The sequence below is a fragment of the Pseudomonas campi genome (assembly GCF_013200955.2).
Classification (GTDB): domain Bacteria; phylum Pseudomonadota; class Gammaproteobacteria; order Pseudomonadales; family Pseudomonadaceae; genus Aquipseudomonas; species Aquipseudomonas campi.
The window spans coordinates 1,094,746-1,120,269 of record NZ_CP053697.2; the positions used below are offsets into that span (position 1 = coordinate 1,094,746).

The following is a 25,524-nucleotide window of genomic DNA, read 5'->3' on the forward strand; positions in this document are numbered from 1 at the left end:
TGGGTCCGATGAATTAAAAAGCTGTTCAAAAAGCCAGGCTCTTTGAACAGCTCTCGAATATATGGCAGGGGCGGCTGGATTCGAACCAACGCATGGCAGGATCAAAACCTGCTGCCTTACCGCTTGGCGACGCCCCTGTAGAGTTAACGCTAATGCACGATCTGGTTTACGTAACCTCTGGGAGGTTATGGCAGGGGCGGCTGGATTCGAACCAACGCATGGCAGGATCAAAACCTGCTGCCTTACCGCTTGGCGACGCCCCTGTATCGTATAACCGAATGCTAGGCATTCCCTTCCGTTGCTAGTTTTTCGAGCTGCAGATGCACCGGAGACCGGTTGCAACCACGTGCTGTGAAACTTGGCAGGGTGGCCGGAAGTTGGCGCGAGACTTTATCAGCATCGGCCTGATTTGGGAAGCTCCCAAATACACAAGCTCCGGTTCCGGTCATTCTTGCTGGAACAAATTTGTTCAACAAGTTCAAAGCGTTACGCACTTCTGGGTAGCGCTTCTCGACAACCGGTTGGCAGTCGTTATGACCACCCCCCGCGGGAAGGCTGCGAACTGTAATGGCCGGGGTATTCCGTGTCAACTCGGGGTCGGCAAAAACTTCGGCGGTGCTGATGGCCACTTGCGGCACGGCGACCAGATACCAGGGTTCGGCCAGTTCGACCGGCTGCAGACGTTCGCCGACACCCTCGGCGAAGGCCGCGCGGCCGCGCACGAACACCGGCACGTCGGCACCCAGGCCAAGGCCCAGTTGCGCCAGGCGCTCTTCGTCCCAGCCCAGTTGCCACAAGTGGTTGAGGCCGAGCAGGGTGGTCGCCGCATCCGAACTGCCGCCGCCGATGCCGCCGCCCATGGGCAGGCGCTTGTCCAGCCAGATGTCGGCGCCCAGCGTGCAGCTGGCTTGCTGCTGCAACTGGCGCGCGGCGCGCACGATCAGGTTGCTGTCGTGGGGTACGCCGGTGATCTCGGTGTGCAGGCGGATCTCGCCGTCGCTGCGCCGCGCGAAGCCGAGCAGGTCACCGTAGTCGATGAACTGGAACAGGGTCTGCAGCTCGTGATAACCGTCGGCGCGGCGACCGAGGATGTGCAGCATCAGGTTGAGCTTGGCCGGGGCCGGCAGGGTCAGTTCGGCGTGGGCTGGAATTGCGGTGGCTGTCATTGCGGTTGGCCGTTGTGTAGGAGCGTGCGCGCTCCTACAGGTTGTGCGTTGGAGAGGGTTACTGGCCGAGCTGGCGTGGCTGCCAGTCCTTGATCACCAGGGTCACGTCGAGGTTCTCGCCGTGCAGTTTGATCCGTTGCGGCAGGCTGTAGCCGTTCTGTTCGGCGTAGCTGAGGTACTCGACATCCCAGCCATCCTGCTGCAGGCGTGCCAGCTGGCTGTCGCTGCTCAGGGTCACCCGGCTCTTGCTGTCCGGGGCGGGTAGGCCGCGCACCCACCAGAGCAGATGCGAAACCGGCAGGCGCCAGCCGAGCTGTTCTTCCAGCAGGGCTTCCGGTGATTCGGCTTCATAGCGGCCCTGGTTGGCCACTTCCAGCAATATCGCCCCAGGCCGCCCGGTCAGGCGCGCGGCGCCGCGGCCGAGCGGGCCGGACAGGCGGATGTCGTAGTAGTCCTGGCGCTGCAGCCAGAACAGCGTGCCGCTGCCGGAGTCCTTGGGCGCGCGAATGCCGACCTTGCCGTTGATCTGCCAGGCATCCAGGGTGCTGATCTGCGCCTTGTGGGCTTTCCACAGCTGCGGGTCGCCCTGGCCTTCGATGGCCTCGCGGTTGGTGAAACCGGCGCAGCCGGTGAGCAGGGCGAGCAGGCTGATAACGATAAGCTGACGAAACATGGATCAGAATTTCTCGGAACCGGTGAGGCGCAGCAGGGTGCTGCGCAGGATGGTGCTGTCGGGTTGTGCTTCCAGGGCGCTGGCCCAGACCTTGCGCGCTTCACGCTGCTTGCCCTGGGCCCAGAGCACTTCGCCCAGGTGTGCGGCAACTTCGTGGTCCGGGTATTTCTCCAGGGCCTGGCGCAGGTAGCGCTCGGCTTCCTGCAGATTGCCCATGCGGAAGTTGACCCAGCCCAGGCTGTCCAGGGTGGCCGGGTCTTCCGGGTCAAGCTGGTGGGCCTTCTCGATCAGCGCCTTGGCTTCGGCGTAGCGCGTGGTGCGGTCGGCCAGGGTGTAGCCGAGGGCGTTCAGGGCCGAGGCGTTATCCGGCTCACGCTCGATGATGCTGCGCAGGTCCTTTTCCAGGCCCGGCAGGTCACCACGTTTCTCGGCGAGCATGGCGCGGGTATAGAGCAGGTTGGTGTCGCCTGGGAACTGCTGCAGTGCCTGCTGGATCAGTTGCCAGGACTGCTCCAGCTGGTCGCGATTGGCCAGCGCTTCGGATTCGATCAGGTACAGCTGTATAGCGTAGTCCGGCTGGCTGTCGCGGGATTTGGCCAGGCGGCTGGCGGCTTCCTCGGCGCGCTGGCTGTCGAGGAGGATTTCGTTCTGCCGGGATTGCGCGGCGAGATAGTCATCACCGGGGCCGACCAGGTTGTATTCGATCAGGGCGCTTTCCAGGTCGCCGCGCTGCTCATAGATGCGCGCCAGGTTGAAGTGCGCGGCATCGGTGTGGCTGTCACGCTCGACCAGCTCTTCCAGGTAGATGGCGGCCTCGTCCCAGGCTTCGTCTTCCAGGCAGACCAGGGCCAGGGAGAAGCGCAGGTCGTCGTCATCCGGGAACTGCTGGAGCAGGCCGGCGAACTCGGATTTGGCCTCGTCCAGGCGCTCCAGTTCGACCAGCTGGCGGGCGTAGGCCAGGCGCAGGCGTTTGTCGTCGGGGAACTGCTTGATGCCTTTTTCCAGCAGCGGGATGGCTTCGTCGCCCCGTTGCAGGCCTTGCAGCAGGCGCGCGCGCAGCAGCAGTGGCGGCACTTCCTCTTCGCTGGCGGCATGCGCTTCGAGCAGTTCCAGGGCTTCCTGCGGGCGGCCGTCCTGGTGCAGCAGCAGGGCCTTGCCAAACAGCAGTTGGCCGTTCTCCGGGTATTTCACCAGCAGGCGCTCGAAACTCTGCAGCAGGCCGTTGCGGGTGTCCGGGTCGGTTTCTGCGGCAGACAGGGCGAGGAAGTCGAAGTGGGTATCGCCCTGGGCCTGCAGAACCTTCTCCATATAGTGCATGGATTCGTCGTAGCGCCCGCCACGGGCCAGTTGCACGGCGGCGGCGCGCTGCGCTTCGAGGCTGTCCGGGGCGTTCCTGGCCCAGATCAGCGCGGTATCCATGGCGGCCTGCTCGGCGCCCAGGTACTCGGCGATGCGGAAGGCGCGCTCGGAAACGGCTGGGTCCTGCGTTGCATTGGCCTGCTGCACATAGTTGCCGAGGGCAATGTCGAAACGATTGCGCTGCCCGGCCAGCTCGGCGGCAAGCAGGCTGTAGACGGTTTCCTCATTGAATGAGGCATACACCTTGGGAGTTTCCGCTGCCGGGGTGGCAGCCGTTTCCTCGACGGGCACAGTGCCGTCGGGAGAGGAGGGGGCCAGTGTCTGGCAGCCGCCGACAAACAGCAGGGCGGTCAGCAACGCGAAGGATTTATTCATGGGTAAGAGCGACTAACCTGGGGTCTCGGCATCATGACACAAGCGCTCTGGCAAGCCCAATGGGCCATGGCCGTTCCGCGATGCGTTGAACACTTGATCTGTTGGGACAATAGCTAGCGGCAGTTGTTCTCGCCCCGGTGACGTAGGACAATTGCGCGCCTCCCGTTTCCGTTAGCGACCCTGCATGGCTTTTATCGCCCTTGGCATCAACCACAAGACCGCTTCGGTGGACGTTCGCGAGCGCGTGGCGTTTACCCCTGAGCAGCTGGTCGAGGCCTTGCAGCAGCTGTGTCGCGTCACCCCCAGTCGGGAGGCGGCGATCCTCTCTACCTGCAACCGCAGCGAGCTGTACCTGGAGCAGGAACAGCTGTCGGCGGACGAAGTGCTGCAGTGGCTTGCCGACTACCACCGCCTGAACCTCGCCGACCTGCGCGCCTGTGCCTATATACACAGCGACAACGAAGCGGTGCGGCACATGATGCGCGTCGCCTCCGGGCTGGACTCCATGGTCCTCGGCGAGCCGCAGATCCTTGGCCAGATGAAGTCCGCCTACGCTGTGGCGCGTGAGGCTGGCACCGTCGGCCCGCTGCTCGGCCGTCTGTTCCAGGCCACCTTCAGCACCGCCAAGACCGTGCGCACCGACACCGCCATCGGCGAGAACCCGGTGTCCGTGGCCTTCGCCGCGGTCAGCCTGGCCAAGCAGATCTTCGCCGACCTGCACCGCAGCCAGGCCCTGCTGATCGGCGCCGGTGAGACCATCAGCCTGGTTGCCCGTCACCTGCATGACCAGGGCATCAAACGCATCGTCGTCGCCAACCGTACCCTGGAGCGCGCCAGCTCGCTGGCCGAGCAGTTCGGCGCACATGCCATCCTGCTGGCCGATATTCCCGACGAGCTGATCAACAGCGATATCGTCATCAGTTCCACCGCCAGCCAGCTGCCGATCCTCGGCAAGGGCGCAGTGGAACGCGCGCTGAAAAAGCGCCGGCACAAGCCGATCTTCATGGTCGATATCGCCGTGCCGCGCGACATCGAGCCGGAAGTCGGCGAGCTGGATGACGTCTACCTGTACACCGTCGACGACCTGCACGAGGTCATCGAGGAAAACCTCAAGAGCCGCCAGGATGCCGCCCAGGCCGCCGAACAGCTGGTCAGTGCCGGCGCCGACGACTTCATGCTGCGCCTGCGCGCGCTGGCTGCGGTGGATGTGCTGAAAACCTACCGCCAGCAGGCCGAGCGCCTGCGCGACGAGGAGCTGGCCAAGGCTCAGCGCCTGCTGAACAACGGCACGCCGGCCGAAGACGTCCTCGCCCAGCTGGCCCGTGGCCTGACCAACAAGCTGCTGCATGCGCCCAGCGTGCAGCTGAAGAAAATCTCCGCCGACGGCCGCCTCGATGCGCTGGCCGTGGCCCAGGAACTTTTTGCCCTCGACGAGGGCGAGCCGAAATCATGAAAGCGTCACTGTTGAACAAGCTGGACATCCTCCAGGACCGCTACGAGGAACTCACCGCGCTGCTGGGCGACGGCGAAGTGATCAGCAACCAGGCTCAGTTCCGCGCCTATTCTAAGGAATATGCCGAGGTCGAGCCGGTGATCCTCGCCTACCGCGAATTCTGCAAGGTGCAGGGCGACCTCGCTGGCGCCCAGGCGTTGCTCAAGGATAGCGACCCGGACCTGCGCGAGATGGCCGAGGAAGAAGTCGCCAGCGCCCGTGCGCAGCTGGAAGAACTGGAAAGCCGTCTGCAGCGCATGCTGCTGCCGAAAGACCCGAAGGACGGCCGTAACGTGTTCCTCGAAATCCGCGCCGGTACCGGCGGCGACGAGGCGGCGATCTTCTCCGGCGACCTGTTCCGCATGTATTCGCGCTATGCCGAGCGGCAGGGCTGGCGGGTCGAGATTCTCTCGGAGAACCCCGGCGAGCACGGCGGCTTCAAGGAAGTGATCGCCCGCGTCGAGGGCGACAATGTCTACGCCAAGCTCAAGTTCGAATCCGGCGCCCACCGCGTGCAGCGTGTACCGGAAACCGAGTCCCAGGGCCGTATTCACACCTCGGCCTGCACCGTGGCCATGTTGCCCGAGCCGGACGAGCAGGCGGCGATCGAGATCAACCCGGCCGACCTGCGCGTCGACACCTACCGCGCCTCGGGTGCGGGTGGGCAGCACATCAACAAGACCGACTCGGCGGTGCGTATTACCCACCTGCCGACCGGCATGGTGGTCGAGTGCCAGGAAGAGCGCTCGCAGCACAAGAACCGCGCGCGGGCCCTGGCCTGGCTGGCGGCCAAGCTGCAGGACCAGCAGGACGCCGCCGCGCACAAGGAAATCTCCGAGACGCGCAAGCTGCTGGTCGGCTCCGGCGACCGCTCCGAGCGCATCCGCACCTACAACTTCCCCCAGGGACGGGTCACCGACCACCGCATCAACCTGACCCTCTACTGCCTGGACGACGTTCTGTCGGGTGGCGTGGAGGCGGTGATCGAGCCGCTGCTGCAGGAATTCCAGGCCGACCAGTTGGCTGCCCTGGGCGATTGAGTGCGCACCCAAGGTTATGCCCGCCGCATAACCTGTAGGAGCGAGCTTACTCGCGATGCTGTTCTGATGTGGTTTGCCCCTGATCGCCAGCAAGCTGGCTCCTACGGAGAGACCCCGTGGTGACGATCCAATCCCTGCTCGATAGCGCCGATCTGCCCGACTCGCCCAGTGCCAGTCTGGACGCCGAGCTGCTGCTGGCGTCCGCCCTGGGCAAGTCGCGCAGCTACCTGCGCACCTGGCCGGAGCGCGAGCCGAGTGCCGAGCAGCAGGCTGCCTTCGCGGCCATGCTCGAACGCCGCCGTGCGGGTGAGCCGGTGGCCTATATCCTCGGCCAGCAGGGTTTCTGGAGCCTCGACCTGGAAGTGGCGCCGCACACCCTGATTCCCCGCCCCGACACCGAACTGCTGGTGGAAACCGCCCTTGAACTGCTACCGGCCACGCCGCTGCGTGCGCTGGATCTGGGTACCGGCACCGGCGCCATCGCCCTGGCCCTGGCCAGCGAGCGGCCAGGCTGGCGGGTCACCGGTGTGGATCGGGTCGAGGAGGCCGTGGCCCTGGCCGAGCGCAATCGCCAACGCCTCAAGCTGAGTAATGCCGAGTTCCGCCCGAGCCAGTGGTTCAGCGCCCTGGCCGGCGAGCGTTACCGACTGATCGTCAGCAACCCGCCGTATATCGCCGCCGATGACCGCCATCTGGGCGAGGGCGATGTGCGCTTCGAGCCGGCCAGCGCCTTGGTCTCCGGTGCCGATGGGCTGGACGATATCCGCCAGATCATCGGCGCCGCCCCCGGCTATCTGCACGCCGGCGGCTGGCTGCTGCTGGAACATGGCTATGATCAGGCCGAGGCCGTGCGCGCGCTGCTCGTGGCTGCCGGCTTCGTCGCTGTGGAAAGCCGCCGCGACCTGGGCGGCCACCAACGAATTTCCCTGGGGCAATGGCCAGCATGAGCCTGGAACTGAGCGACGACGAACTGCTGCGCTACAGCCGGCAGATCCTTTTGCCGCAGATCGATATCGCTGGGCAGCTGAAGCTCAAGCACAGCCGCGCGCTGATCGTCGGACTCGGCGGCCTCGGCTCGCCGGTGGCGCTGTACCTGGCTGCGGCCGGGGTCGGCGAGTTGCACCTGGCCGACTTCGATACGGTCGACCTGAGCAACCTGCAGCGGCAGATCATCCACGACGCCAGCCAGATCGGCGTGAGCAAGGTCGACTCGGCGCTCAGCCGGCTGACCGTGCTCAATCCGCAGATCAAGTTGCTGGCCCATCGCACTGCACTCGATGAGGACTCCCTGGCCGCCGCCGTAAACGCGGTGGATCTGGTGCTGGACTGCTCGGACAACTTCACCACCCGCGAGGCGGTGAATGCCGCCTGCGTGGCTGCAGGCAAGCCGCTGGTCAGTGGCGCGGCGATCCGCCTGCAGGGCCAGCTCGCCGTGTTCGATCCGCGCAATAACCTGAGCCCCTGTTACCACTGCCTGTTCGGCCACGGCGACGACAGCCAGTTGACCTGCAGTGAGGCCGGCGTGGTCGGCCCGCTGGTGGGCCTGGTCGGCAGCCTGCAGGCGCTGGAGGCGCTCAAGCTGCTGGCTGTTTTCGGTGAGCCAATGGTCGGTCGCCTGCTGCTGATCGATGCCCTCGACTCGCGTTTTCGCGAGTTGCGCATCAAGCGCGACCCGGCCTGCAGCGTGTGTGGCGGGCGACCATGAGCAGCAACGCGCCGGTCGGCGTATTCGACTCCGGGGTCGGCGGTCTGTCGGTGCTGCACGAGATCCGCGCGCGCCTGCCGGACGAGTCGCTGCTGTATGTGGCCGACAGCGGCCATGTGCCCTATGGCGAGAAAAGCCCCGAGTTCATCCGGGAACGCAGCCAGGCGATTGCCGCGTTTCTGCTGGAACAGGGCGCCAAGGCGCTGGTGCTGGCCTGCAACACCGCCACGGCGGCGGCGGTGGCCGAGTTGCGCGAGCGTTATCCTGACTTGCCCATCGTCGGCATGGAGCCGGCGGTGAAGCCGGCCGCTGCCGCGACCCGCAGCGGCGTGGTCGGCGTACTGGCCACCACCGGCACGCTGAAAAGCGCCAAGTTCGCCGCCTTGCTCGATCGCTTCGCCAATGATGTACGGGTGGTGACCCAGCCTTGTCCGGGGCTGGTCGAGCAAATCGAGGCCGGCGAGCTGGCCAGTCCGCGCACCCGTGAGCTGCTGCAGGGCTGGGTCGAACCGTTGCTGGCCGAAGGCTGCGACACTCTTATTCTCGGCTGCACGCACTATCCCTTTATCAAGCCGCTGTTGCGCGAGCTGGTGCCGCCAAGCGTGAGCCTGGTGGACACCGGCGCGGCGGTGGCGCGGCGCCTGCAGCAACTGCTCGACCAGCGCGCGCTGCGCGCCGAGCCGGGTAGCGCGCAGCCGACGCGCTTGTGGTCGAGCGGCGAATTGGCGCAACTGCAACAGGTATTGCCGGTGCTGTGGGGTGAAGCACTCACCGCGCAGGCACTGCCCGTGGCTGGCAAAAACTAATTAAGCCGCCTTCCACTAATAGCAGTTGTTTCTATACTCAAGACTGAGTGTGGCGTGGCGCAATCATCCTTCGGTTACAGGACGTGAGCATGAAGAAGATCCTTTCCCTGGCTGCCGTCGCAGCCCTTGGCCTGAGCAGCCTTTCTGCCCAGGCAGTCGATTTCACTGCCGCTGTTGGCCAGAGCGGCGACTCCAACATGGTCTATCACCTGGGTGCCCAGTGGAACTGGGACAAGAGCTGGATGCAGAGCGATGTCGGTCGCCTGACCGGCTATTGGGATGCCGGTTACACCTACTGGGATGGCGATGAAACCTCGAGCAACCACAGCCTGTCCTTCACCCCGGTATTCGTCTACGAGTTCGCCGGTGAAACGGTCAGGCCCTATATCGAGGCCGGTATCGGCGTGGCCTTCTTCGAGAACACCGAAGTGGAAGACAACGACCTCGGCTCCTCCTTCCAGTTTGAGGATCGCCTCGGTGTTGGCCTGCGTTTCTCCGGCCAGGAAGTTGGTATTCGCGCCGTGCACTACTCCAACGCCGGCCTCGAACAACCCAACGACGGGGTAGAGGCCTACACTCTGCATTACCGCCTGAGCTTCTGAGAACCTGCCTACGATCTCCTGGCCGTCGGCCATACGGCGTTAAAAACAGCCTCGGAATGCTCATTTACAGCACGTAAACTCCGCTTCCTCGGCTGTTTTTGCCTTGTCTGGCTCTAGTCCAAAAGATCGTAAACAGGTTCTGATAGCAGGCGACGCGCAAAAGCCGGGCTCCATGCCCGGCTTTTATTGCAGTAGTGTCTGGCGAGCAGTGCTCGTGGCGGCTGAATGAACAACTACAACAAGAGATACCTGCGAGGCTGGCTGGTTGCCTGTGTTCTGCTTTCCGGGCAGGTGCGGGCGGCTGAAGTGCATATCGTGCTGTTCAATGTAGAGCCCTACAGCTACCTGGGCAGCGATGGACAGCCCACCGGCATTCAAGTCGAAAAAGTTCGTGCCCTGGCTGAGCAGGCGGGGTTGGCCCCCCGTATCGACCTGACCTCTTTCGCGCGGCGTGACCTGGCCATGACCCAGGGCGATGCCGACATGACCATCGGTTTCGAGACCGAGGCGCTGAAGAAATCGTCGTTCAGGCTGGGGCCGATCATGACGGTCACTTCCATCCTGCTGCTGCGCCAAGGATTGCCGCCGTCCGCGTTGAATGACTTGAGCCGGCTGCGGGTGGGGCGTATGCGCGGGGGCTGTGCCGACTTGCGGCCGAATGGCCAGGCATTCGAGTCTTTCCATGACTTCAACAACTACGGCAGTGGCTTGAGCATGCTGCAAAGCGCTCGTCTGGATGTGATCTGTGCGACTGACGATGCCCTCCGCTTCGCCGCACAGCAGGCAGGGATTGATCTGGCCGCCCACCACTCGACGGTGCTCACGGCCAATCGTGAAGTATGGATTTTTGTAGCCCGGCAGGTGCCTGAGGCGATTCGTCAGCGCATAGAACAGGCGCTGAACGCGTCGTCCCCGCCTTAGAGCCTGTTCACGATCTTTTGGACTAGGGCCAGACAAGGCAAAAACAGGCGAGGAAGCGGAGTTTACGAGCTGTAAATGAGCATTCCGAGCCTGTTTTTAACGCGGTATGGCCGACGGACAGGAGATCGTGGACAGGTTCTTAGCGGTAGATCGCGCTCATCTCGCGGCGTTCGTCGACACACTCGGGGGAGCCCATTTCGAACTCGCGGCAGATCAGCGGGCGCAGCTCGTAGATGGTGCAGCGCATGCTGTCGCGATCCAGCGCCGCGCACCAGCCATCGTCGAGACGGCGCATGACTTCTCCGCCCCAGTCGTCGGTGTCGATGAAACGCTGCGGCACGCCGGTATCGGTGATCAGCATGACTTCCAACTGGCAGCAGCAGGCAGCGCAGTTGGAGCAGCTGACGGCGGGTTCGTCTGGGAGTTGGGTGAGGGGGATCTGACTCATGCCGCGCAGTTTACGGCAGGCCAGAGTGGATGGCTCGCCTGGCCGACCGACGCGGTGCTGGGCAGCGTTTTGGATTGGATTGTGTGCGCCAAGATTTGCGATCTGACGCAGCGCTTTCCTCGGCTTGTGACTACAGGTTTCGCCTCTCACGGCGAGTCACTTTTGCCAAACGCGGCAAAAGTAACCAAAAACGCTTGCCCCCTGCATCCGGGTCTCGCTGCGCGAAACTTCCCTCACTCCATCATCGCTCCAGGGGCCCGCCGCGAAGGGCCATCCCTGGCCCATCGCGGCTCTCGCGACATCCATGTCGCTCAACCCCCTACGCAATGATTCCGTTCGGCCTCCTGAAAGGGGGCGCTGGGAGTTGCCTGAAGGCTCGTATCAATTCAGGGGAGGGCCGATCAAGTCAAAAACCGACAACGCGCATCCTCTCGTAACTCGGAAGTCACATGCGCGCAGACTCCCCGTCAGGAGGCCGAGCGTAGGTGTTGCGTAGGGGGACGAGCCGCATGGATGCGGCGATAGGCTTAAAGGGCCAGGGATGGCCCTTGTAAGCCGGCCCCCGAAGCGGCACCGGAGGGAGGGAAGTTTCGCGTAGCGAAACCCGGATGTCGGGCGCGCTTTCTCTTTGGTTACTTTCTCTTTGCGCGCGCAAAGAGAAAGTGACTCGCCGTGAGAGGCGAAATCTGTAGTTCAAAACCGAGGGAAGCGCTGCGAGAAAAGTGCGCTGCCAGCGCCAATACCCCACGGCGAAGAATACCGGGTGCACCGTGCGACCTGAATGCGCAGACTCCTCGTAAGAAGACCGAGCGTAGTGAAGTGAGGCGCCCGCCAGGGCGAAACCAGGGGCTGAGTGCATCTCGCATCTTGGCTTCAGTGCGAGGCTTTCGCCCGATACATTCCGGCAAACCCATTCACTATCACCATCACCGCCGCCCAGATCCCCGCCAGCAACAGCAGGGTCGGCCACAACCCCAGCGGCATGCCCACGCCCGCCAGTTTCGCGCCACCCAGATAAGACAGCGGCCCGCTGACAGCGCCGAGCAGGCTGCCCAGCCACCAGGGGCGGGCCGTCCAGGCCAGGCTGTGATTGAGGGTGGTGGCGAACAGCGCCCACAGCAGCGCCAACCAGGCGGGGAGCAGGAGGCTATCTCCGGCGAAGTCGAAGACCCCGAGGTTGAGCAGGAAGCTGTCCAGCGCCGCGCCGAACAACATCACGCTGGCGACCAGGCGACCCTCCTGGCGCCAGCTGCCGACCCAGAAGAAATGCGCCGCCAGGCACGCCAGGGCGACCAGCAGCAGCCAGGGGCGTTGGGCGCCGAACACGCAAGCGAACCAGCCGAGCTGGAACAGCGCGGCATTCAGCAGTAGCGAACGGGGTGGTGACAGCGGCATGGGCACGATCCTTGGACGGCGGTGACGGGCTTCCCTCTCCCCCAGCCCCTCTCCCATGAATGGGAGAGGGGAGGCGGGCTCAGTCTGTAGGGTGGATCGCGCTCCATCGATCCACCGAGCGGCGCTATGGTGGATGAGAAAAGCGTCATCCACCCTACGGGGAGACAGGCTCAGGCGTTGAAACGGCCCAACAGCGGCGCCGGCACGGCTTTCTCCTTGGCCAGCAGCAGTTGTGCGGTGCCGATGGTGCGTTCAAGGAAGCCGCCTTCGCAATAGCACAGGTAGAACTCCCACAGACGATAGAAGTAATCGTCGTAGCCCAGCTGCTCCAGGGCGTGGCGGGCGTGGCGCAGGTTGTCGTGCCACAGGCGCAGGGTCTTGGCGTAGTGCTGGCCAAAGTCCTCCATGTGGTGCAGGTTCATGTCGGTCTCGCGGTTGATGATTTCCAGCATCTTGTGCACCGAGGGCAGGGCGCCGCCGGGGAAGATGTAGCGCTGGATGAAGTCCACCGAGCGCTTGGCCTGCTCGTAGCGCTGGTCGCGGATGGTGATGGCCTGCAGCAGCATCAGCCCGTCGTCCTTGAGCAAGCGCGCGCACTGCTTGAAGTAGGTGGGCAGGAAGCGATGGCCAACCGCCTCGATCATCTCGATCGATACCAGCTTATCGTACTGGCCGGTCAGGTCGCGGTAGTCCTCCAGCAGCAGGGTGATGCGCTCTTGCAGGCCCTGTTCCTCGATGCGCCGCTGGGTGTAGGCGAACTGCTCCTTCGACAGGGTGGTGGTGGTGACTTTGCAGCCGTAGTGGCTGGCCGCGTAGATGGCCATGCTGCCCCAGCCGGTGCCGATCTCCAGCAGGTGGTCGCCGGGCTTGAGTTGCAGCTTCTGGCAGATGCGTTCGAGCTTGTTCAGCTGCGCCTGCTCCAGGCTGTCGTCGGCGCGCTCGAACATCGCTGCCGAGTACATCATGGTCGGGTCGAGGAACTGTTCGAACAGCTCGTTGCCGAGGTCGTAGTGGGCGGCGATGTTCTTCTGCGAGCCCTTGCGGGTGTTGCGGTTGAGCCAGTGCAGGCCCTGGATCAGCGGGCGGCCGAGGCGGGCCAGGCCGCCTTCCATGGCATCCAGCACGTCGAGGTTGCTGACGAACACGCGGATCACTGCGGTCAGGTCCGGGGTGCTCCAGTAGCCGTGGATATAGGCCTCGCCGGAACCGATCGAACCGTTGCCGGCGACCAGGCCCCACACGGCCGGGTCGTGCACGTGGATCTCCGCATGCAGCGGCGAGCCGGCCTGGCCGAACAGCAGGCGTTCGCCGTTTTCGAAGACGGCCAGTTGGCCTTGGCGCAACTGGCCGAGTTGGCGCAGCACGGCGCTGCGCAGCAGGCTGGCACCCAGGCCACTGCCGGCGCGTACGCTGGATTTAGCAGAGGTCAGGCTAGGGCTTTTCATGACGAGGCTCCTGAGCAGAGGGGCTGGCCACGCGGTATTCACCTTGCGCGGCTTGATGGGAAACAATCGGTAGGCGTTTGAGCAGCAGGCGCAGGGCCTGCCAGTAGATGCCGAGCACGGTCTTGCCGGTCATCCAGGGAAAACTCAGCAGGTGGCGGTGCAGGCTGGCGCGGCTGAGGACCTGGCGCTGCAGGCCGAGGCTGGCGATGAACAGGCGTTCTTCACCCTGCCAGTCTTCCATCTGGATGCTCAGGCGCTCGTCCGGCAGGTTGAAGCGCATGCGATATTCCAGCTCGCGCGGCAGGAACGGCGAAACGTGGAAGGCCTTGGCCACGGCGAAGTGCTGGACACCTTCGCCGCTGGCCGGCAACACGTCGCTGGTCGGCAACACATAGTGATAGCGCTCGCGCCAGGGCGTGTTGCTGACCTCGCAGAGGATCGCCGCCAGGCGCCCGTCGGCCTCGTAGCAGTAGTAGAAACTCGCCGGATTGAAGGCCAGGCCCCAGCTGCGTGGCTGGGTCAGCAGGCACACGCGCCCGCCCGGCACGCGGCCGAGGGCTGCGCCGATGCGCTGGCGCACCGCGTCGATCAGGCGCATGCCCTGGCGGGTGAACTGCGGCAGGTAGTCGGTTTCGCGGAAGGCGAACGGCGCGAAGCGTCCGCGCCCGGCGAGAGGCGACAGGGCCAGCACGGCGTCCTGTTCGTCGAGGTCGAGCAGCAGCATGCCCATGCGATAGCGGAAGTCGTGGCCGCGCGGCAGGAAGCGCCGGTGGCCGACCCAGCCGCTGTACAGGGCGCTGTTCACAGGCGCTCCCCGAAGGCTTCGGCGACGCGCAGGGCACTGACTACGCCGTCTTCATGGAAGCCGCTGGCCCAGTAGGCGCCGCAGAAGTGGCTGTGCTGCACGCCGCTGATCTCGCTCCAGCGCGCCTGCGCTTTGAGCCCGGCCAGGCTGTACTGCGGATGGGCGTAGCGGTAGCGGCCGAGGATCTTCGCCGGGTCGATGGCAGCGGTCTGGTTGAGGCTGACGCAGAAGGTGTGCGGCGCCTGGATGCCCTGCAGGATGTTCATGTTGTAGGTAACGGCGGCGGGTTGCTGGGCCGGGCCGCCGAGGCGGTAGTTCCAGCTGGCCCAGGCCAGCGGGCGGTCTGGCAGCAGGCGGGTATCGGTGTGCAGCACCACGTCGTTGTCGGCGTAGCGCAGGTCACCGAGGATTTCCCGTTCGGTCTGGCTCGGCTCGGCCAGCAGGGCCAGGGCCTGGTCGCTGTGGCAGGCGAACACCACCTGGTCGAAGCGCTCGGCGCCCAAGGCGCTGTGCACAGTAACGCCCTCGGCATCGCGCTCGACGCGCTGCACCGGGCAGTTCAGGCGGATCTTCTCGGCAAAGCTGGCGCTCAGTGGCGCTACATAACTGCGCGAACCGCCGCTGACCACATGCCACTGCGGGCGGTTGCTGACCGAGAGCAGACCGTGGTTCTTGAAGAAACGCACGAAGAACTGCAGCGGGAAACCGAGCATGTCGGCCAGCGACATCGACCAGATCGCCGCGCCCATGGGCACGATGTAGTGGTCGATGAAGCGCTGGCCGTAGCCGCGCTGCTGCAGGTACTGGCCGAGCGTCAGGTCGGCGGCGATGTACTGCTCGGCCAGATCGAACTGGGCCTCGCGGTTGAAGCGCAGGATGTCGCTGATCATGCCCCAGAAGCGTGGCGACAGCAGGTTGCTGCGCTGGGCGAACAGGCTGTTGAGGGTGTTGCCGTTGTACTCGCTGCCAGTGGCCGGGTCATGCACCGAGAAGCTCATTTCGGTGGGTTGCGAGGCGACACCGAGCTGGTCGAGCAGCTTGATGAAGTTGGGGTAGGTCCAGTCGTTGAACACGATAAAACCGGTGTCGATGGCGTAGTCACGCCCGTCGACCTGGACGTCGACGGTGTGGGTATGGCCGCCGACCCAGTCGCTGGCTTCGAACACGCAGATGTCGTGCTGGCGATTGAGCAGGTAGGCGCTGGTCAGACCGGCGATACCGCTGCCGATAATGGCGATTTTCATGGGTTGGGTTCCGCGTTGGAGGTGCGTGCCATGCGTTTGCCCAGGGCCAGTTGCAGGCCCTTGGGCAGGTGGGCGAGCAGCAGCAGGGTGGCGATAAACGGGCCGGGGAAGGCGATTTCGTAGGGCCGCTTGTCCAGGCGCTCGGCGATGTGCCGGGCGGCTTTCTCGACCGGCCAGCGCATCGGCATGGGGAAGTCGTTTTTCTGCGTCAGCGGGGTGTCGACGAAGCCCGGACTGACCAGGGTGACGGCGATGTCCTCGGCGGCCAGGTCGATGCGCAGGGTCTCGAACAGGTAGCGCATGGCCGCCTTGGACGCGCCGTAGGCTTCGGCGCGGGGCAGCGGCAGGTAGGTCACCGAGCTGCCGACGCCGACCAGGTGCGGCTGGGCGCTCTGCCTTAGCAGCGGCAGGGCGGCCTCGATGCAGTAGCTGGCGGAGAACAGGTTGGCGCGCATCACCCGCTCGATCATCGCCGCCTCGAAGTGGCGGGTGTCCACGTACTCGCAGGTGCCGGCATTGAGGATCACCGTGTCGAGCACGCCCCAGTGCTCTGTGATGCGCTCGCCGATGGCCTGGACCTGTTCGGCATCACTGAGGTCGCCGGGTGCCAGCAACACCTGGTGCGGGAAGCGTTCGGCGAGGGCATGCAGGGCGCCGGCATTGCGCGCGCTGACGGCCAGGTGATGGCCCTGGTGCAGGAGAATTTCTGCCAGGGCAGCGCCAATTCCGCTGCTGGCGCCGGTGAGCCAGATACGTTTCATGCCAATCTCCCTTTCAGCCACGCAATCACCCGACCGAGGATCGGCAGGTGTTCATAGAGCAGGGCGCCGGCATCGAAGTAATCGCGATGCTGGTAGACCTTGTCGCGCCAGCGCAGGTGCGAGCAGCCTTCGACGCGGATCAGGGCACCGCCGCGCAGGCGCGGGTGGCGATAACTCATGGTCCAGCGCAGGTAGCCTTCGCCCTCGGCGCTCTGGTCGAAGCCATAGAAGTCGAAGCGCAGCTCGCTGACGTTGGCGTACAGCTCGCCGAAGTAGCCGCGTACCGCCGGCAGGCCGCGCACCTCATGCAGCGGGTCACGAAACAGGATGTCGTCGCTGTACAGCTCGCGCAGGCGGTCGAGGTTGCTGGCATCCAGGCCGGCGAAGCGTTCGGCAAACTGGCGCAGGAAGTCAGTCATGGGCGGCCTCGCGCTGTGGCAGGTTCTTGAAGGCCGCCAGGGCGCGCTCGCGCGAGCGGGCCAGGTCGACGATCGGGCGCGGGTAGTCGGCCAGGCCGAACAGCCCGCCGCCCAAGGTTGCTGCGGGGGCAGCCGGGTTGTGGATGTCGCGCTTGTTCAGGCCGACCAGCTCCGGCACCCAGTGGCGGATGAAGCGGCCGTCCGGGTCGAATTTCTGCGACTGGCTGAGCGGGTTGAAGATGCGGAAGTAGGGCACCGAGTCGGTGCCGGTGGACGAGCTCCACTGCCAGCCGCCATTGTTGGCGGCCAGGTCGCCGTCGATCAGGTGGCGCATGAAGAAGCGCTCGCCCTCGCGCCAGTCGATCAGCAGGTTCTTGGTCAGGAACATCGCCACCACCATGCGCAGGCGGTTGTGCATCCAGCCGGTGGCCAGCAGCTGGCGCATGGCCGCGTCGATCAGCGGGATGCCGGTGCGACCCTCCTGCCAGGCGGCCAGCTCGTCCGGCGCGTGGCGCCAGGGCAGGGCCTCGGTTTCCGGGCGGAAGGCACGATGGCGGCTGACGCGCGGGTAGCCGACCAGGATGTGCTTGTAGAACTCGCGCCAGAGCAGCTCGTTGATCCAGGTGATGACGCCCTGGCTACCGCTGTCGAACTCGCCCTGGTTGTGGCGCAGCGCGGCATGCAGGCACTGGCGCGGCGACAGCACGCCGGCGGCCAGGTAGGCGGCCAGCTGGCTGGTGCCGGGCAGGGCGGGGAAGTCGCGCTGGTTGTGGTAGGCGTCGAGCTGTTCGTCGGCGAAGCGCGCCAGGCGTTCGCTGGCCGCCGCTGCGCCGGCCGGCCACAGCTGGCGCAGGCTCTCGCTCGGGCTGGCAAAGCCCTCGACCGCGCTCGGCACGGCGTCGCTGGCGATGTCTAGCGGCGCTTGCGCCGGCGGGGTGCCGAGCAGGGGCGGCAGGGCCGTGTGCAGGCGCTGGTAACAGACCTTGCGGAACTGGCTGTAGACCTGGAAGTAGCCGCCGGACTGGGTCAGCACACTGCCGGGCTGGAACAGCAGCTGGTCGAGGTGACGGCGAAACTGCACGCCCTGTTGCTCAAGGCGAGCGGCCACGGCCTGGTCGCGCTGGCTTTCGTGGATGCCGTATTCCTCGTTGACCTGCACGCAGTCGATGCGCAACTCGCGGCACAGCTCGGCAAGTACCGCGGGGGCATCACGCCAGTGCGGCGCCCGGCGAACCAGCAGCGGCACATTGAGCGCCGCCAGCTCGGCGGACAGCTCACCCAGGTTGCGCAGCCAGAAGTCGACCTTGCACGGCGCGTCGTCGTGCTCCAGCCATTGCTGCGGGCTGAGCAGGTACAGGGCGATGGTCGGTCCGGCCTGCAGTGCGGCTGTCAGGGCGGTGTTGTCCTGCACGCGCAGGTCGCTGCGCAGCCAGATCAGTTGGTGCATGGCGGAGTCCTTCACAGCAGTTGCTCCTGGTGCAGCAGGCGGTCGGCGGCCATTGGCCCGGCGGCCAGGTGCAGGCCCGGCAGGTTGTGCAGCTCGTCGGCGTGGATCTGCGCGGCCGGGCCGGCCAGCAGCAGCGGCACGGCGCAGGCGCTGTTGAGCCTGGGCAACTCGCGGCGGATCTGCGCGGCATCCAGGGCCTGGCTGGCATACAGCAGCAGGGCGCGTGGCGCGATGTTGTCGACGGCGATGGCCAGCTCGGCCAGCGGCATGGGCCAGTCGTACACCTCTACCGGGCAGCCGGCGCTGCTGGCCAGCCAGGCGCACAGCCACAGGTTGGGCTCCAGCGGCAGGCTGGAGAGGTTGACCAGCAGCAGCGGTGCGCCGTGGTGCTGGCGGTTGTGGTGGTACAGGCGGGCGCCGAGCTTGCTGCGCAGCCAGGAGTGGAAGAACACCCGCTGCAGCTGCGCGCCGAACGGTGCCCCATGCCAGCGCTGGTCCAGTTCTTCGAGCAGCGGCAGCAGCAGCTGCTGGCACAGGGTATGCGGTGGGTAGAGCGCCAGGGCGCGGTTGAAGTGTTCGTCGAGCTGGCGTTCGGCCTGGCGCTCGATGCTCTGCAACAGGGCCTGGCGCAGCTCGTCCCACAGGTTGCTGCCGGCGGCGCTGGCTGGGACACGCTGTTCCAGCAGTTCCTTGACCTGGCCGACCGCCACGCCACGCGCCAGCCAGGTGAGGATGGCCTGGATCCGTGCGACATGATCCTGCGAGTACAGGCGGTGGCCCTTGGGCGTGCGGTAGGGCACCACCAGGCCGTAGCGGCGTTCCCAGGCGCGCAGGGTGACCGGGTTGACCCCGGTGCTGCGCGCCACTTCGCGGATCGGCAGATAACCCTGGGCGAGGGCGGCCTGGTAGTCGTCGGGCTGGCTCATAGGGCGTTGCGCAGGCTGAGGTTTTCCGGATGCGGCTGCAGGTAGGCCTGGCGCGCGATGTACGGGTGCGGGTGCTGGCGGAAGTGGTGCTTGAGCAGGGTCAGCGGCACCACCAGCGGCACGATGCCACTGCGGTACTGGTCGATCAGTGCCTGCATTTCGGCTTTTTCCGGGCTGCCGAGGGCCTGCTTCAGGTAGCCGCACAGGTGCTGCAGGACGTTGCTGTGGGTGCGCCGGGTGGCGCATTTCTTCAGGGCCGCCATCAGCAGGCTGAAATAACGCGGGCCCAGTTCGGCCGGGTCATGCTGGCCGAGTTCGCCGAGCAGGCGGCCGAGGGCCTTGTATTGCAGCGGGTTGCTGGCCATCAGCTGGTACTTGTAGCGGGCGTGGAAGTCGGTGATGGCGCGGCGGGTCAGGCCGTTGGCCAGCAGGCGCTGCCACTCGGCGTAGGCGAAGACGCGGGTGATGAAGTTCTCGCGCAGTACCGGGTCATTCAGGCGGCCGTCTTCCTCGATCGGCAGATCCGGACGCAGCCGGCAGAAGGCTGCGGTATACAGGCCAGTGCCGCCCCCTTCGGCGGGGTAGCCGTTGTCCAGGTAGACCTTGACCCGTTCCAGGCCGCAGGAGGGCGACTTCTGCATGACGATGTAGCCACTGATGTCGTGCAGCTCGCCGGCCATGCGCGTGCCGAAGTCGCTCAGCGCCTCGGTGACGTCGCGTTCGCGGTGCAGCGTGCCGAGTGCGCGCGGTGCCTGCGGGTCGCCGACCAGGCGGATCGGCTCACGCGGGGTGCCCAGGCCGATGGCCACTTCCGGGCAGACCGGGACGAAATCGAAGTGCTCGGCCAGGGTGCGGCTGCACAGGCGCGATTCCTTGTGCCCGCCGTTGAAGCGTACTTCCGCGCCGAGCAGACAGGCGCTGATGCCGAGTTTTAGCTTGTCGCCGTTGCGGTGCTGCATGGCAGGCCTCTGATGAATTAGTTGTACATGTTTTTATGTTTGTACAGGCTTTGGTCATCATAGGAGTTGTATTGTACAAATGCAAAGGGCTTGTACAGCTTTTGTATCGTTATCTTCGGCCGGGCGTGACAAGGCACCACGTGAGCGGTGCTTGTCGGAAGGGCGGAGGGTGGGTTCAGCGGAGGGGCATGTCGGCAGCGTCCTCTGCCGTGTGTGGCAGAGGGGAAAAGCGATCCTTCACTCAGCGCTATGGCGCTGCACAAGGATCGTCAACAGGTGCTCAGGGATAGCCGAGCAGGCTCCTGATCTGCGCCAGGTGGGCGCCGACCCAGGCCCGGTCGATCGGGCCCCAGGTGCGGATCACGTAGTGCCCGGCGTTATTGCGTTCGCCGTCGTGCTGGCTGAAGGCGCAGTCGATATCCAGCTCGGCGAGCGCCGCCAGGGTGTCCTGGGCGGTGCGCCGGGGCATGCCGGTGGCGGCCATCAACGCCGGCACCGTGGTCGCGGTGCCGCTGTCGATCAACCAGGCCACGTACAGGCGGCGGTAGAAGCTGGTGCGGGTCTTGCTCGCTTCCACGGCTGCTGCACTCACAGGCTGGCCAGGCCGATATAGGTGGCGGCGCCGGCCAGGTAGCCGATCAGGGCCAGCCAGCTGATCTTCTTCAGGTACCAGATGAAGTTGATCCGCTCCATGCCCATGGCCGCTACGCCGGCCGCCGAACCAATAATCAGGCAGCTGCCGCCGGTGCCGGCGCAGAAGGCCAGCAGTTCCCAGAATGCGCCGTTGACCACGAAGTTGCTCAGCCAGCCGGCTTCGCTGCCGGCCGCACTGAGCACCTCGGGGGTGACCAGCGGGTACATCTTCATCGCACCGGCCACCAGCGGCACGTTGTCGACCACCGAGGACAGCAGGCCGATGGCGATGTTGATGGCGTAGACGTTGCCCAGGCTGTCCTTCAGGGCGCTGGCGACCTGGGTCAGGTGGCCGGCGGTGGCCAGACTGGACACGGCGAGGAGGATGCCGAGGAAGAACAGCACGCTGGTGGTGTCGATCTTGCGCAGTACGCCGACCACCGAGAGCGGATGCTTGTCTTCATCGTTCTTGCCGCGGTGGAGGATCTCGGTGACCACCCACAGCACGCCGAGGCCGAACAGGATGCCCATGTACGGCGGCAGGTGGGTCACGGTCTTGAACACCGGCACGAACAGCAGGGCGCCGATGCCGAGGATGAACACCAGGTTGCGCTCGAACGGGGTGGTCGGGTCGCGACGTTCTTCTTCGGTTTCCAGTACTTCGGGGCGTTCGAACTCGCCTTTCATGCTCATGCTGAGCACCAGCAGCGGCACCAGCAGGCAGACCAGGCTGGGAATGAACAGCTGGGCGATGATGCCGCTGGCGGTGATCTGGTTGCCGATCCACAGCATGGTGGTGGTCACGTCGCCGATTGGCGACCAGGCACCGCCGGCGTTGGCGGCGATGACCACGATGCCGGCGTAGAACCAGCGCTCGTGCTGGTCCTTGATCAGCTTGCGCAGCAGGGAAACCATGACGATGGTGGTGGTCAGGTTGTCCAGTGCCGCGGAAAGGAAGAAGGTGATGAAGCCGATCATCCACAGCAGGTGCACGCGTTTGCTGGTGCGGATGCGGTCGGTGATGACCTTGAAGCCTTCGTGGGCATCGATCAGTTCGACGATGGTCATGGCGCCCATCAGGAAGAACAGGATTTCCGAGACTTCCCCCAGGTGGTGGCGCAGCTCGCTGCTGATGCCGTGCCCGCCAGCGCTGTCCAGGGCCGGCAGGATGCTCTCGGCACCCAGCACCAGCACGGTCCAGCAGATCACCGCAGTGAGAATAGCCGAGGCGGCTTTGTCGATCTTGAGGGGGTGTTCCAAGGCTATGCAGAGGTAGCCGATAACGAAAATGATGGCCATCAAGGCGTACATGGGGCGATTCCGTTGAAGTTGTTATTAGTTATTACGCAGCGGCAGGATGCCTGAGTTGTCTGGTGCGGGGGAAGTGTTGCGGTTGTCGCAAGCGCGAACATGACTGTGCTCAAGTTCCCAGGCGGCTGATATGACAAGCCCCGGCTGGGCCGGGGCTTGTCAGTGTCACAGCGTCGCCATCAGCCGACGAAGTTGAGCAGCACGCCGGCCGCCACCGCCGAGCCGATCACGCCGGCCACGTTGGGCCCCATGGCATGCATCAGCAGGAAGTTCTGCGGGTTGGCCTCCAGGCCGACCTTGTTCGACACCCGCGCCGCCATGGGTACCGCCGAGACGCCGGCGGAGCCGATTAGCGGGTTGATCTTGTTGCTGCTGAATACGTTCATCAGCTTGGCCATCAGCACGCCCGCCGCCGTACCGGCGCAGAAGGCGACCATGCCCAGCAGCAAAATTCCCAGGGTCTTCATCTGCAGGAAGCTCTCGGCCGACAGCTTGGAGCCCACGGTCAGGCCGAGGAAGATGGTGACGATGTTGATCAGCGAGTTACGTGAGGTGTCGGCCAGGCGCTCGACCACACCGGCCTCACGCAGCAGGTTACCCATGGCGAACATGCCGATCAGCGGGGCGGCATCCGGCAGCAGCAGGCCGACCAGCACGCACAGAACCAGCGGGAAGATGATCTTCTCGGTCTGGCTGACATGTCGCAGTTGCTGCATGACGATGCCGCGTTCTTCCTTGGTGGTCAGGGCACGCATGATCGGCGGCTGGATCAGTGGCACCAGCGCCATGTAGGCGTAGGCCGCGACGGCGATCGGGCCGAGCAGATGGGGCGCCAGCTTGGAGGTCACGAAAATCGAGGTCGGGCCGTCCGCGCCGCCGATGATGGCGATGGAGGCGGCTTCCTTCATGGTGAATTCCAGGCCGGGGATGCCCAGCGCGCCAATCGCCAGCGCCCCGAGCAGGGTGCCGAAGATGCCGAATTGCGCGGCGGCGCCGAGCAGCAGGGTCTTCGGGTTGGCCAGCATCGGACCGAAATCGGTCATGGCCCCCACGCCTAGGAAGATCAGCAGGGGGAAGATGCTGGTCGGCAGGCCCACTTCATAGATCAGGTGCAGGAAGCCCGCACCTTCGGCCATGTTGGCCACCGGGATGTTGGCCATCAGGCCGCCGAAGCCGATCGGGATCAGCAGCAGCGGCTCGAAGCCTTTCTTGATGCCGAGGTAGATCAGCAGCAGGCAGGTCGCCATCATCAGCGCCTGCCCCGGCGTCAGGTGATAGAGACCGGTGCTTTGCCAGAGTTGCAGAAGCTTGTCCATGCGCTGCCCCTTAGCCGATGGTCAGCAGGCTGTCGCCCACTGCCACTGCGTCGCCCATCTTGACGTCGACGCTGCCGATGGTGCCGGCGCGGAAGGCGCGGATCTCGGTTTCCATCTTCATCGCTTCGAGGATCACCACCAGTTGGCCTTCTTCGACGTGCTGGCCGGGTTGCACCAGGACCTTGAAGATATTGCCGGCCAGCGGCGCCTTCTGCGGCTCGCCGCCACCGACCGGCAGCGCGGCGGTGTGGCTGGTGGCAGGGGCGGCACCGCCCAGCGGTTTGATACCGGTAAGGTCGCCGCCTTCGTTGACCTGCACCACGAAGGACTGACCGTTGACGGCCACGGTATAGGTCTCGGCCTGGCCGGCGCTGCGCTCGGGTTGCTCGTGGCCGGTGGGTGCCGGCTCGAAGGCCGCCGGGTTGCCGCGGTTCTGCAGGAACTTCAGGCCGATCTGCGGGAACAGGGCGTAGGTGAGCACGTCGTCGATGGCGTCTGCGGCCAGTTTGAAGCCCTGGGTGCGCGCCAGTTCGTCGAGTTCTTCGCTGAGCTTGTCCATTTCCGGTTCGAGCAGGTCGGCCGGGCGGCAGGTGATGGCTTCTTTGCCGTCCAGGACGCGGTCCTGCAGGGCCAGGTTGAACGGGGCCGGGGCCGCGCCGTATTCACCCTTGAGGATGCCGGCGGTTTCCTTGGTGATCGATTTGTAGCGTTCGCCGGTGAGGATGTTGATCACCGCCTGGGTGCCGACGATCTGCGAGGTCGGGGTGACCAGCGGGATGAAACCGAGGTCTTCACGCACCCGCGGGATTTCCGCCAGCACTTCGTCGAAGCGGTCCTGGGCGCCTTGCTCCTTGAGCTGGCCTTCCATGTTGGTGAGCATGCCGCCCGGCACCTGGGCGACCAGGATGCGCGAGTCGACGCCTTTGAGGTTGCCCTCGAACTTGGCGTATTTCTTCCGCACTTCACGGAAGTAGGCGGCGATTTCTTCCAGCAGTAGCAGGTCCAGGCCGGTGTCGCGCTCGGTGCCCTGGAACATGGCGACCACCGATTCGGTCGGCGAGTGGCCGTAGGTCATCGACAGCGAGGAAATCGCTGTGTCGACGTTGTCGATCCCGGCTTCCACGGCCTTGAGGATGGCGACGCTGGACAGGCCAGCGGTGGCGTGGCACTGCATGTGGATCGGAATCGACAGGGTTTCCTTCAGGCGCGTGACCAGCTCGAAGGCCTTGTAGGGGGTGAGGATGCCGGCCATGTCCTTGATCGCCAGGGAGTCGGCGCCCATGTCCTCGATCTTCTTGGCCAGGTCCAGCCACATCTCCAGGGTGTGCACCGGGCTGGTGGTGTAGGAGATGGTGCCCTGGGCGTGCTTGTCCTGGCGCTTGACCGCCTGCAGGGCGGTTTCCATGTTGCGCGGGTCGTTCATCGCGTCGAACACGCGGAACACGTCGACGCCGTTGATCGCGGCGCGCTCGACGAACTTGTCCACCACGTCATCGGCATAGTGGCGGTAGCCGAGCAGGTTCTGCCCGCGCAGCAGCATCTGCTGGCGGGTCTTGGGCATGGCGGCCTTGAGCTGGCGGATACGCTCCCAGGGGTCTTCGCCCAGGTAGCGGATGCAGGCGTCGAAAGTGGCGCCGCCCCAGGACTCCACCGACCAGAAGCCGACCTGGTCGAGTTTCGGAGCGATGGGCAGCATGTCTTCCAGGCGCACGCGGGTGGCGAGGATCGACTGGTGGGCATCGCGCAGGACGACGTCGGTGATACCAAGGCGGGACTTGATCATCTTCTTGTGCTCTCTACTGAAGGGCTACTCAGCCGCGCTTGTTGCGGTGCTGGTGAATGGCGGCCTGGATGGCGGCAATAAGATCGGGGCTGACATCGGCGGTGGCCGTCGTCTGGGGCCGCGGACTTGGCGCGCTGGCCACGGGGTGTGGCTCCGGGGCGAAGCGGGCGATCAGTACGGACATGCCGCGGATCGCGTAGACCAGTAGGGTGAGAAACAAATAGACGCAACCTATGCCGATCAGCATAAGTTCAACGCCTTCCATCAGAAGATCGTTCGGGGTCATGTGAGGCTCCGAGGGTGCCGCCGTAGGTCCGGCGATTATTTATAGTTATGGCCGCCGGGCTTGTGGCTGCGGCAACTGCGGAACCTTACGTGGATGCGGCGCCGGCCGCAATTATCATGCCGCGATTTGGGACATTATTTGTTGCAATGCCGACATGGGGCCTCTGCTGCGGGCTTGCCGTGGCGAGGTCGACGCCAGCCTCTGTCT

General features: G+C 65.1%; 25 protein-coding genes and 2 tRNA genes. 7 read left to right on the top strand and 20 right to left on the bottom strand.

Going from position 1 to position 25,524, the window contains the following annotated elements; all coding sequences use genetic code 11:
- Positions 1-62: 62 nt before the first annotated feature.
- The 5 genes from HNE05_RS04965 to HNE05_RS04985 all read right to left on the bottom strand — a co-directional run bounded on the left by HNE05_RS04965 (position 63) and on the right by HNE05_RS04985 (position 3,573).
- A tRNA-Gln gene (locus HNE05_RS04965) sits at positions 63-137 on the bottom strand.
- Between the two features lie 51 nt (positions 138-188).
- Positions 189-263, bottom strand: a tRNA-Gln gene (locus HNE05_RS04970).
- A gap of 18 nt (positions 264-281) precedes the next feature.
- Positions 282-1,166, bottom strand: a complete 885-nt coding sequence (gene ispE, locus HNE05_RS04975; protein ID WP_173203936.1) for a 4-(cytidine 5'-diphospho)-2-C-methyl-D-erythritol kinase — start codon at positions 1,164-1,166, stop codon at positions 282-284.
- A gap of 58 nt (positions 1,167-1,224) precedes the next feature.
- Positions 1,225-1,839 carry a lipoprotein insertase outer membrane protein LolB gene (lolB, locus tag HNE05_RS04980; protein ID WP_173203938.1) on the bottom strand — a complete coding sequence of 205 codons (615 nt, stop codon included), beginning with the start codon at positions 1,837-1,839 and terminating at the stop codon, positions 1,225-1,227.
- A 3-nt stretch (positions 1,840-1,842) separates the two neighbouring features.
- Positions 1,843-3,573 carry a tetratricopeptide repeat protein gene (locus HNE05_RS04985; RefSeq protein ID WP_173203940.1) on the bottom strand — a complete coding sequence of 577 codons (1,731 nt, stop codon included), beginning with the start codon at positions 3,571-3,573 and terminating at the stop codon, positions 1,843-1,845.
- A gap of 184 nt (positions 3,574-3,757) precedes the next feature.
- Here HNE05_RS04985 and hemA point away from each other — a divergent pair, with 184 nt between their 5' ends.
- The 7 genes from hemA to HNE05_RS05020 all read left to right on the top strand — a co-directional run bounded on the left by hemA (position 3,758) and on the right by HNE05_RS05020 (position 10,139).
- On the top strand, positions 3,758-5,026 hold the full coding sequence (gene hemA, locus HNE05_RS04990; protein WP_173203942.1) for a glutamyl-tRNA reductase: 1,269 nt from the start codon (positions 3,758-3,760) through the stop codon (positions 5,024-5,026).
- Positions 5,023-6,105 (top strand): peptide chain release factor 1, encoded by a 1,083-nt coding sequence (prfA, locus tag HNE05_RS04995; RefSeq protein ID WP_173203944.1) that lies wholly within the window; start codon positions 5,023-5,025, stop codon positions 6,103-6,105. The genes hemA and prfA overlap by 4 nt, the downstream gene beginning before the upstream one ends.
- A gap of 116 nt (positions 6,106-6,221) precedes the next feature.
- Positions 6,222-7,052, top strand: coding sequence for a peptide chain release factor N(5)-glutamine methyltransferase (gene prmC / locus HNE05_RS05000; protein ID WP_173203946.1), 831 nt, complete (start codon positions 6,222-6,224; stop codon positions 7,050-7,052).
- On the top strand, positions 7,049-7,810 hold the full coding sequence (locus HNE05_RS05005) for a molybdopterin-synthase adenylyltransferase MoeB (protein WP_173203948.1): 762 nt from the start codon (positions 7,049-7,051) through the stop codon (positions 7,808-7,810). Before prmC ends, HNE05_RS05005 begins: the two co-directional genes overlap by 4 nt.
- Positions 7,807-8,616: a glutamate racemase gene (gene murI / locus HNE05_RS05010; RefSeq protein WP_173203950.1), complete on the top strand. Its 810-nt coding sequence runs from the start codon at positions 7,807-7,809 to the stop codon at positions 8,614-8,616. The genes HNE05_RS05005 and murI overlap by 4 nt, the downstream gene beginning before the upstream one ends.
- Positions 8,617-8,705: 89 nt before the next feature.
- Positions 8,706-9,218 carry an acyloxyacyl hydrolase gene (locus HNE05_RS05015; RefSeq protein ID WP_173203953.1) on the top strand — a complete coding sequence of 171 codons (513 nt, stop codon included), beginning with the start codon at positions 8,706-8,708 and terminating at the stop codon, positions 9,216-9,218.
- A 225-nt stretch (positions 9,219-9,443) separates the two neighbouring features.
- Positions 9,444-10,139: a substrate-binding periplasmic protein gene (locus HNE05_RS05020; protein WP_173203955.1), complete on the top strand. Its 696-nt coding sequence runs from the start codon at positions 9,444-9,446 to the stop codon at positions 10,137-10,139.
- A gap of 139 nt (positions 10,140-10,278) precedes the next feature.
- Here the strand turns inward: HNE05_RS05020 and HNE05_RS05025 are convergent, their stop codons facing one another.
- The 15 genes from HNE05_RS05025 to HNE05_RS05095 all read right to left on the bottom strand — a co-directional run bounded on the left by HNE05_RS05025 (position 10,279) and on the right by HNE05_RS05095 (position 25,317).
- Complete coding sequence (locus HNE05_RS05025; protein WP_173203957.1) at positions 10,279-10,587, bottom strand: YkgJ family cysteine cluster protein; 309 nt, start codon at positions 10,585-10,587, stop codon at positions 10,279-10,281.
- Between the two features lie 873 nt (positions 10,588-11,460).
- On the bottom strand, positions 11,461-11,982 hold the full coding sequence (locus tag HNE05_RS05030) for a DUF2878 domain-containing protein (protein ID WP_173203959.1): 522 nt from the start codon (positions 11,980-11,982) through the stop codon (positions 11,461-11,463).
- 170 nt (positions 11,983-12,152) lie between these two features.
- Positions 12,153-13,427 (bottom strand): SAM-dependent methyltransferase, encoded by a 1,275-nt coding sequence (locus HNE05_RS05035; protein WP_173203962.1) that lies wholly within the window; start codon positions 13,425-13,427, stop codon positions 12,153-12,155.
- Complete coding sequence (locus HNE05_RS05040; RefSeq protein WP_173203964.1) at positions 13,414-14,232, bottom strand: DUF1365 domain-containing protein; 819 nt, start codon at positions 14,230-14,232, stop codon at positions 13,414-13,416. Before HNE05_RS05040 ends, HNE05_RS05035 begins: the two co-directional genes overlap by 14 nt.
- Positions 14,229-15,476: an NAD(P)/FAD-dependent oxidoreductase gene (locus HNE05_RS05045; protein ID WP_173203966.1), complete on the bottom strand. Its 1,248-nt coding sequence runs from the start codon at positions 15,474-15,476 to the stop codon at positions 14,229-14,231. The genes HNE05_RS05040 and HNE05_RS05045 overlap by 4 nt, the downstream gene beginning before the upstream one ends.
- Entirely contained in the window at positions 15,473-16,237 is a 765-nt protein-coding gene (locus HNE05_RS05050) for an SDR family NAD(P)-dependent oxidoreductase (protein ID WP_173203968.1), read from the bottom strand. The genes HNE05_RS05045 and HNE05_RS05050 overlap by 4 nt, the downstream gene beginning before the upstream one ends.
- Positions 16,234-16,656 carry a nuclear transport factor 2 family protein gene (locus HNE05_RS05055; protein WP_173203970.1) on the bottom strand — a complete coding sequence of 141 codons (423 nt, stop codon included), beginning with the start codon at positions 16,654-16,656 and terminating at the stop codon, positions 16,234-16,236. Before HNE05_RS05055 ends, HNE05_RS05050 begins: the two co-directional genes overlap by 4 nt.
- Positions 16,649-18,103, bottom strand: coding sequence for a deoxyribodipyrimidine photo-lyase (phrB, locus tag HNE05_RS05060; RefSeq protein WP_173203972.1), 1,455 nt, complete (start codon positions 18,101-18,103; stop codon positions 16,649-16,651). Before phrB ends, HNE05_RS05055 begins: the two co-directional genes overlap by 8 nt.
- Positions 18,104-18,114: 11 nt before the next feature.
- Entirely contained in the window at positions 18,115-19,029 is a 915-nt protein-coding gene (locus HNE05_RS05065; protein WP_173203974.1) for a MerR family transcriptional regulator, read from the bottom strand.
- Positions 19,026-19,988, bottom strand: a complete 963-nt coding sequence (locus HNE05_RS05070) for a YbgA family protein (RefSeq protein WP_173203976.1) — start codon at positions 19,986-19,988, stop codon at positions 19,026-19,028. The genes HNE05_RS05065 and HNE05_RS05070 overlap by 4 nt, the downstream gene beginning before the upstream one ends.
- 280 nt (positions 19,989-20,268) lie before the next feature.
- Entirely contained in the window at positions 20,269-20,565 is a 297-nt protein-coding gene (locus tag HNE05_RS05075; RefSeq protein ID WP_173211605.1) for a winged helix-turn-helix domain-containing protein, read from the bottom strand.
- 11 nt (positions 20,566-20,576) lie between these two features.
- Complete coding sequence (gene nhaD, locus HNE05_RS05080) at positions 20,577-21,932, bottom strand: sodium:proton antiporter NhaD (protein WP_173203978.1); 1,356 nt, start codon at positions 21,930-21,932, stop codon at positions 20,577-20,579.
- 179 nt (positions 21,933-22,111) lie between these two features.
- The gene (locus HNE05_RS05085; RefSeq protein WP_173203980.1) at positions 22,112-23,248 is read right to left on the bottom strand and encodes a sodium ion-translocating decarboxylase subunit beta; all 1,137 of its coding nucleotides are present in this window, start codon (positions 23,246-23,248) and stop codon (positions 22,112-22,114) included.
- A 10-nt stretch (positions 23,249-23,258) separates the two neighbouring features.
- A complete protein-coding gene (gene oadA, locus HNE05_RS05090) occupies positions 23,259-25,031 on the bottom strand; it encodes a sodium-extruding oxaloacetate decarboxylase subunit alpha (RefSeq protein ID WP_173203982.1) in 1,773 nt (590 codons plus the stop codon).
- A 28-nt stretch (positions 25,032-25,059) separates the two neighbouring features.
- Positions 25,060-25,317, bottom strand: a complete 258-nt coding sequence (locus HNE05_RS05095; protein WP_173203984.1) for an OadG family protein — start codon at positions 25,315-25,317, stop codon at positions 25,060-25,062.
- Between the last annotated feature and the right edge of the window lie 207 nt (positions 25,318-25,524).

Bases quoted from the DNA above. Each gene is read 5' to 3' on its own strand.
- HNE05_RS05030 (WP_173203959.1), bottom strand. From the start codon at position 11,982: ATGCCGCTGTCACCACCCCGTTCGCTACTGCTGAATGCCGCGCTGTTC.
- HNE05_RS05055 (WP_173203970.1), bottom strand. From the start codon at position 16,656: ATGACTGACTTCCTGCGCCAGTTTGCCGAACGCTTCGCCGGCCTGGAT.
- HNE05_RS05085 (WP_173203980.1), bottom strand. From the start codon at position 23,248: ATGGACAAGCTTCTGCAACTCTGGCAAAGCACCGGTCTCTATCACCTG.
- HNE05_RS05050 (WP_173203968.1), bottom strand. From the start codon at position 16,237: ATGAAACGTATCTGGCTCACCGGCGCCAGCAGCGGAATTGGCGCTGCC.
- HNE05_RS05065 (WP_173203974.1), bottom strand. From the start codon at position 19,029: ATGAGCCAGCCCGACGACTACCAGGCCGCCCTCGCCCAGGGTTATCTG.
- HNE05_RS05095 (WP_173203984.1), bottom strand. From the start codon at position 25,317: ATGACCCCGAACGATCTTCTGATGGAAGGCGTTGAACTTATGCTGATC.
- HNE05_RS05005 (WP_173203948.1), top strand. From the start codon at position 7,049: ATGAGCCTGGAACTGAGCGACGACGAACTGCTGCGCTACAGCCGGCAG.
- oadA (WP_173203982.1), bottom strand. From the start codon at position 25,031: ATGATCAAGTCCCGCCTTGGTATCACCGACGTCGTCCTGCGCGATGCC.
- HNE05_RS05020 (WP_173203955.1), top strand. From the start codon at position 9,444: ATGAACAACTACAACAAGAGATACCTGCGAGGCTGGCTGGTTGCCTGT.
- HNE05_RS05015 (WP_173203953.1), top strand. From the start codon at position 8,706: ATGAAGAAGATCCTTTCCCTGGCTGCCGTCGCAGCCCTTGGCCTGAGC.
- HNE05_RS05035 (WP_173203962.1), bottom strand. From the start codon at position 13,427: ATGAAAAGCCCTAGCCTGACCTCTGCTAAATCCAGCGTACGCGCCGGC.
- HNE05_RS05025 (WP_173203957.1), bottom strand. From the start codon at position 10,587: ATGAGTCAGATCCCCCTCACCCAACTCCCAGACGAACCCGCCGTCAGC.
- ispE (WP_173203936.1), bottom strand. From the start codon at position 1,166: ATGACAGCCACCGCAATTCCAGCCCACGCCGAACTGACCCTGCCGGCC.
- phrB (WP_173203972.1), bottom strand. From the start codon at position 18,103: ATGCACCAACTGATCTGGCTGCGCAGCGACCTGCGCGTGCAGGACAAC.
- HNE05_RS05045 (WP_173203966.1), bottom strand. From the start codon at position 15,476: ATGAAAATCGCCATTATCGGCAGCGGTATCGCCGGTCTGACCAGCGCC.
- lolB (WP_173203938.1), bottom strand. From the start codon at position 1,839: ATGTTTCGTCAGCTTATCGTTATCAGCCTGCTCGCCCTGCTCACCGGC.
- prfA (WP_173203944.1), top strand. From the start codon at position 5,023: ATGAAAGCGTCACTGTTGAACAAGCTGGACATCCTCCAGGACCGCTAC.
- nhaD (WP_173203978.1), bottom strand. From the start codon at position 21,932: ATGTACGCCTTGATGGCCATCATTTTCGTTATCGGCTACCTCTGCATA.
- HNE05_RS04985 (WP_173203940.1), bottom strand. From the start codon at position 3,573: ATGAATAAATCCTTCGCGTTGCTGACCGCCCTGCTGTTTGTCGGCGGC.
- HNE05_RS05070 (WP_173203976.1), bottom strand. From the start codon at position 19,988: ATGCAGCACCGCAACGGCGACAAGCTAAAACTCGGCATCAGCGCCTGT.
- murI (WP_173203950.1), top strand. From the start codon at position 7,807: ATGAGCAGCAACGCGCCGGTCGGCGTATTCGACTCCGGGGTCGGCGGT.
- hemA (WP_173203942.1), top strand. From the start codon at position 3,758: ATGGCTTTTATCGCCCTTGGCATCAACCACAAGACCGCTTCGGTGGAC.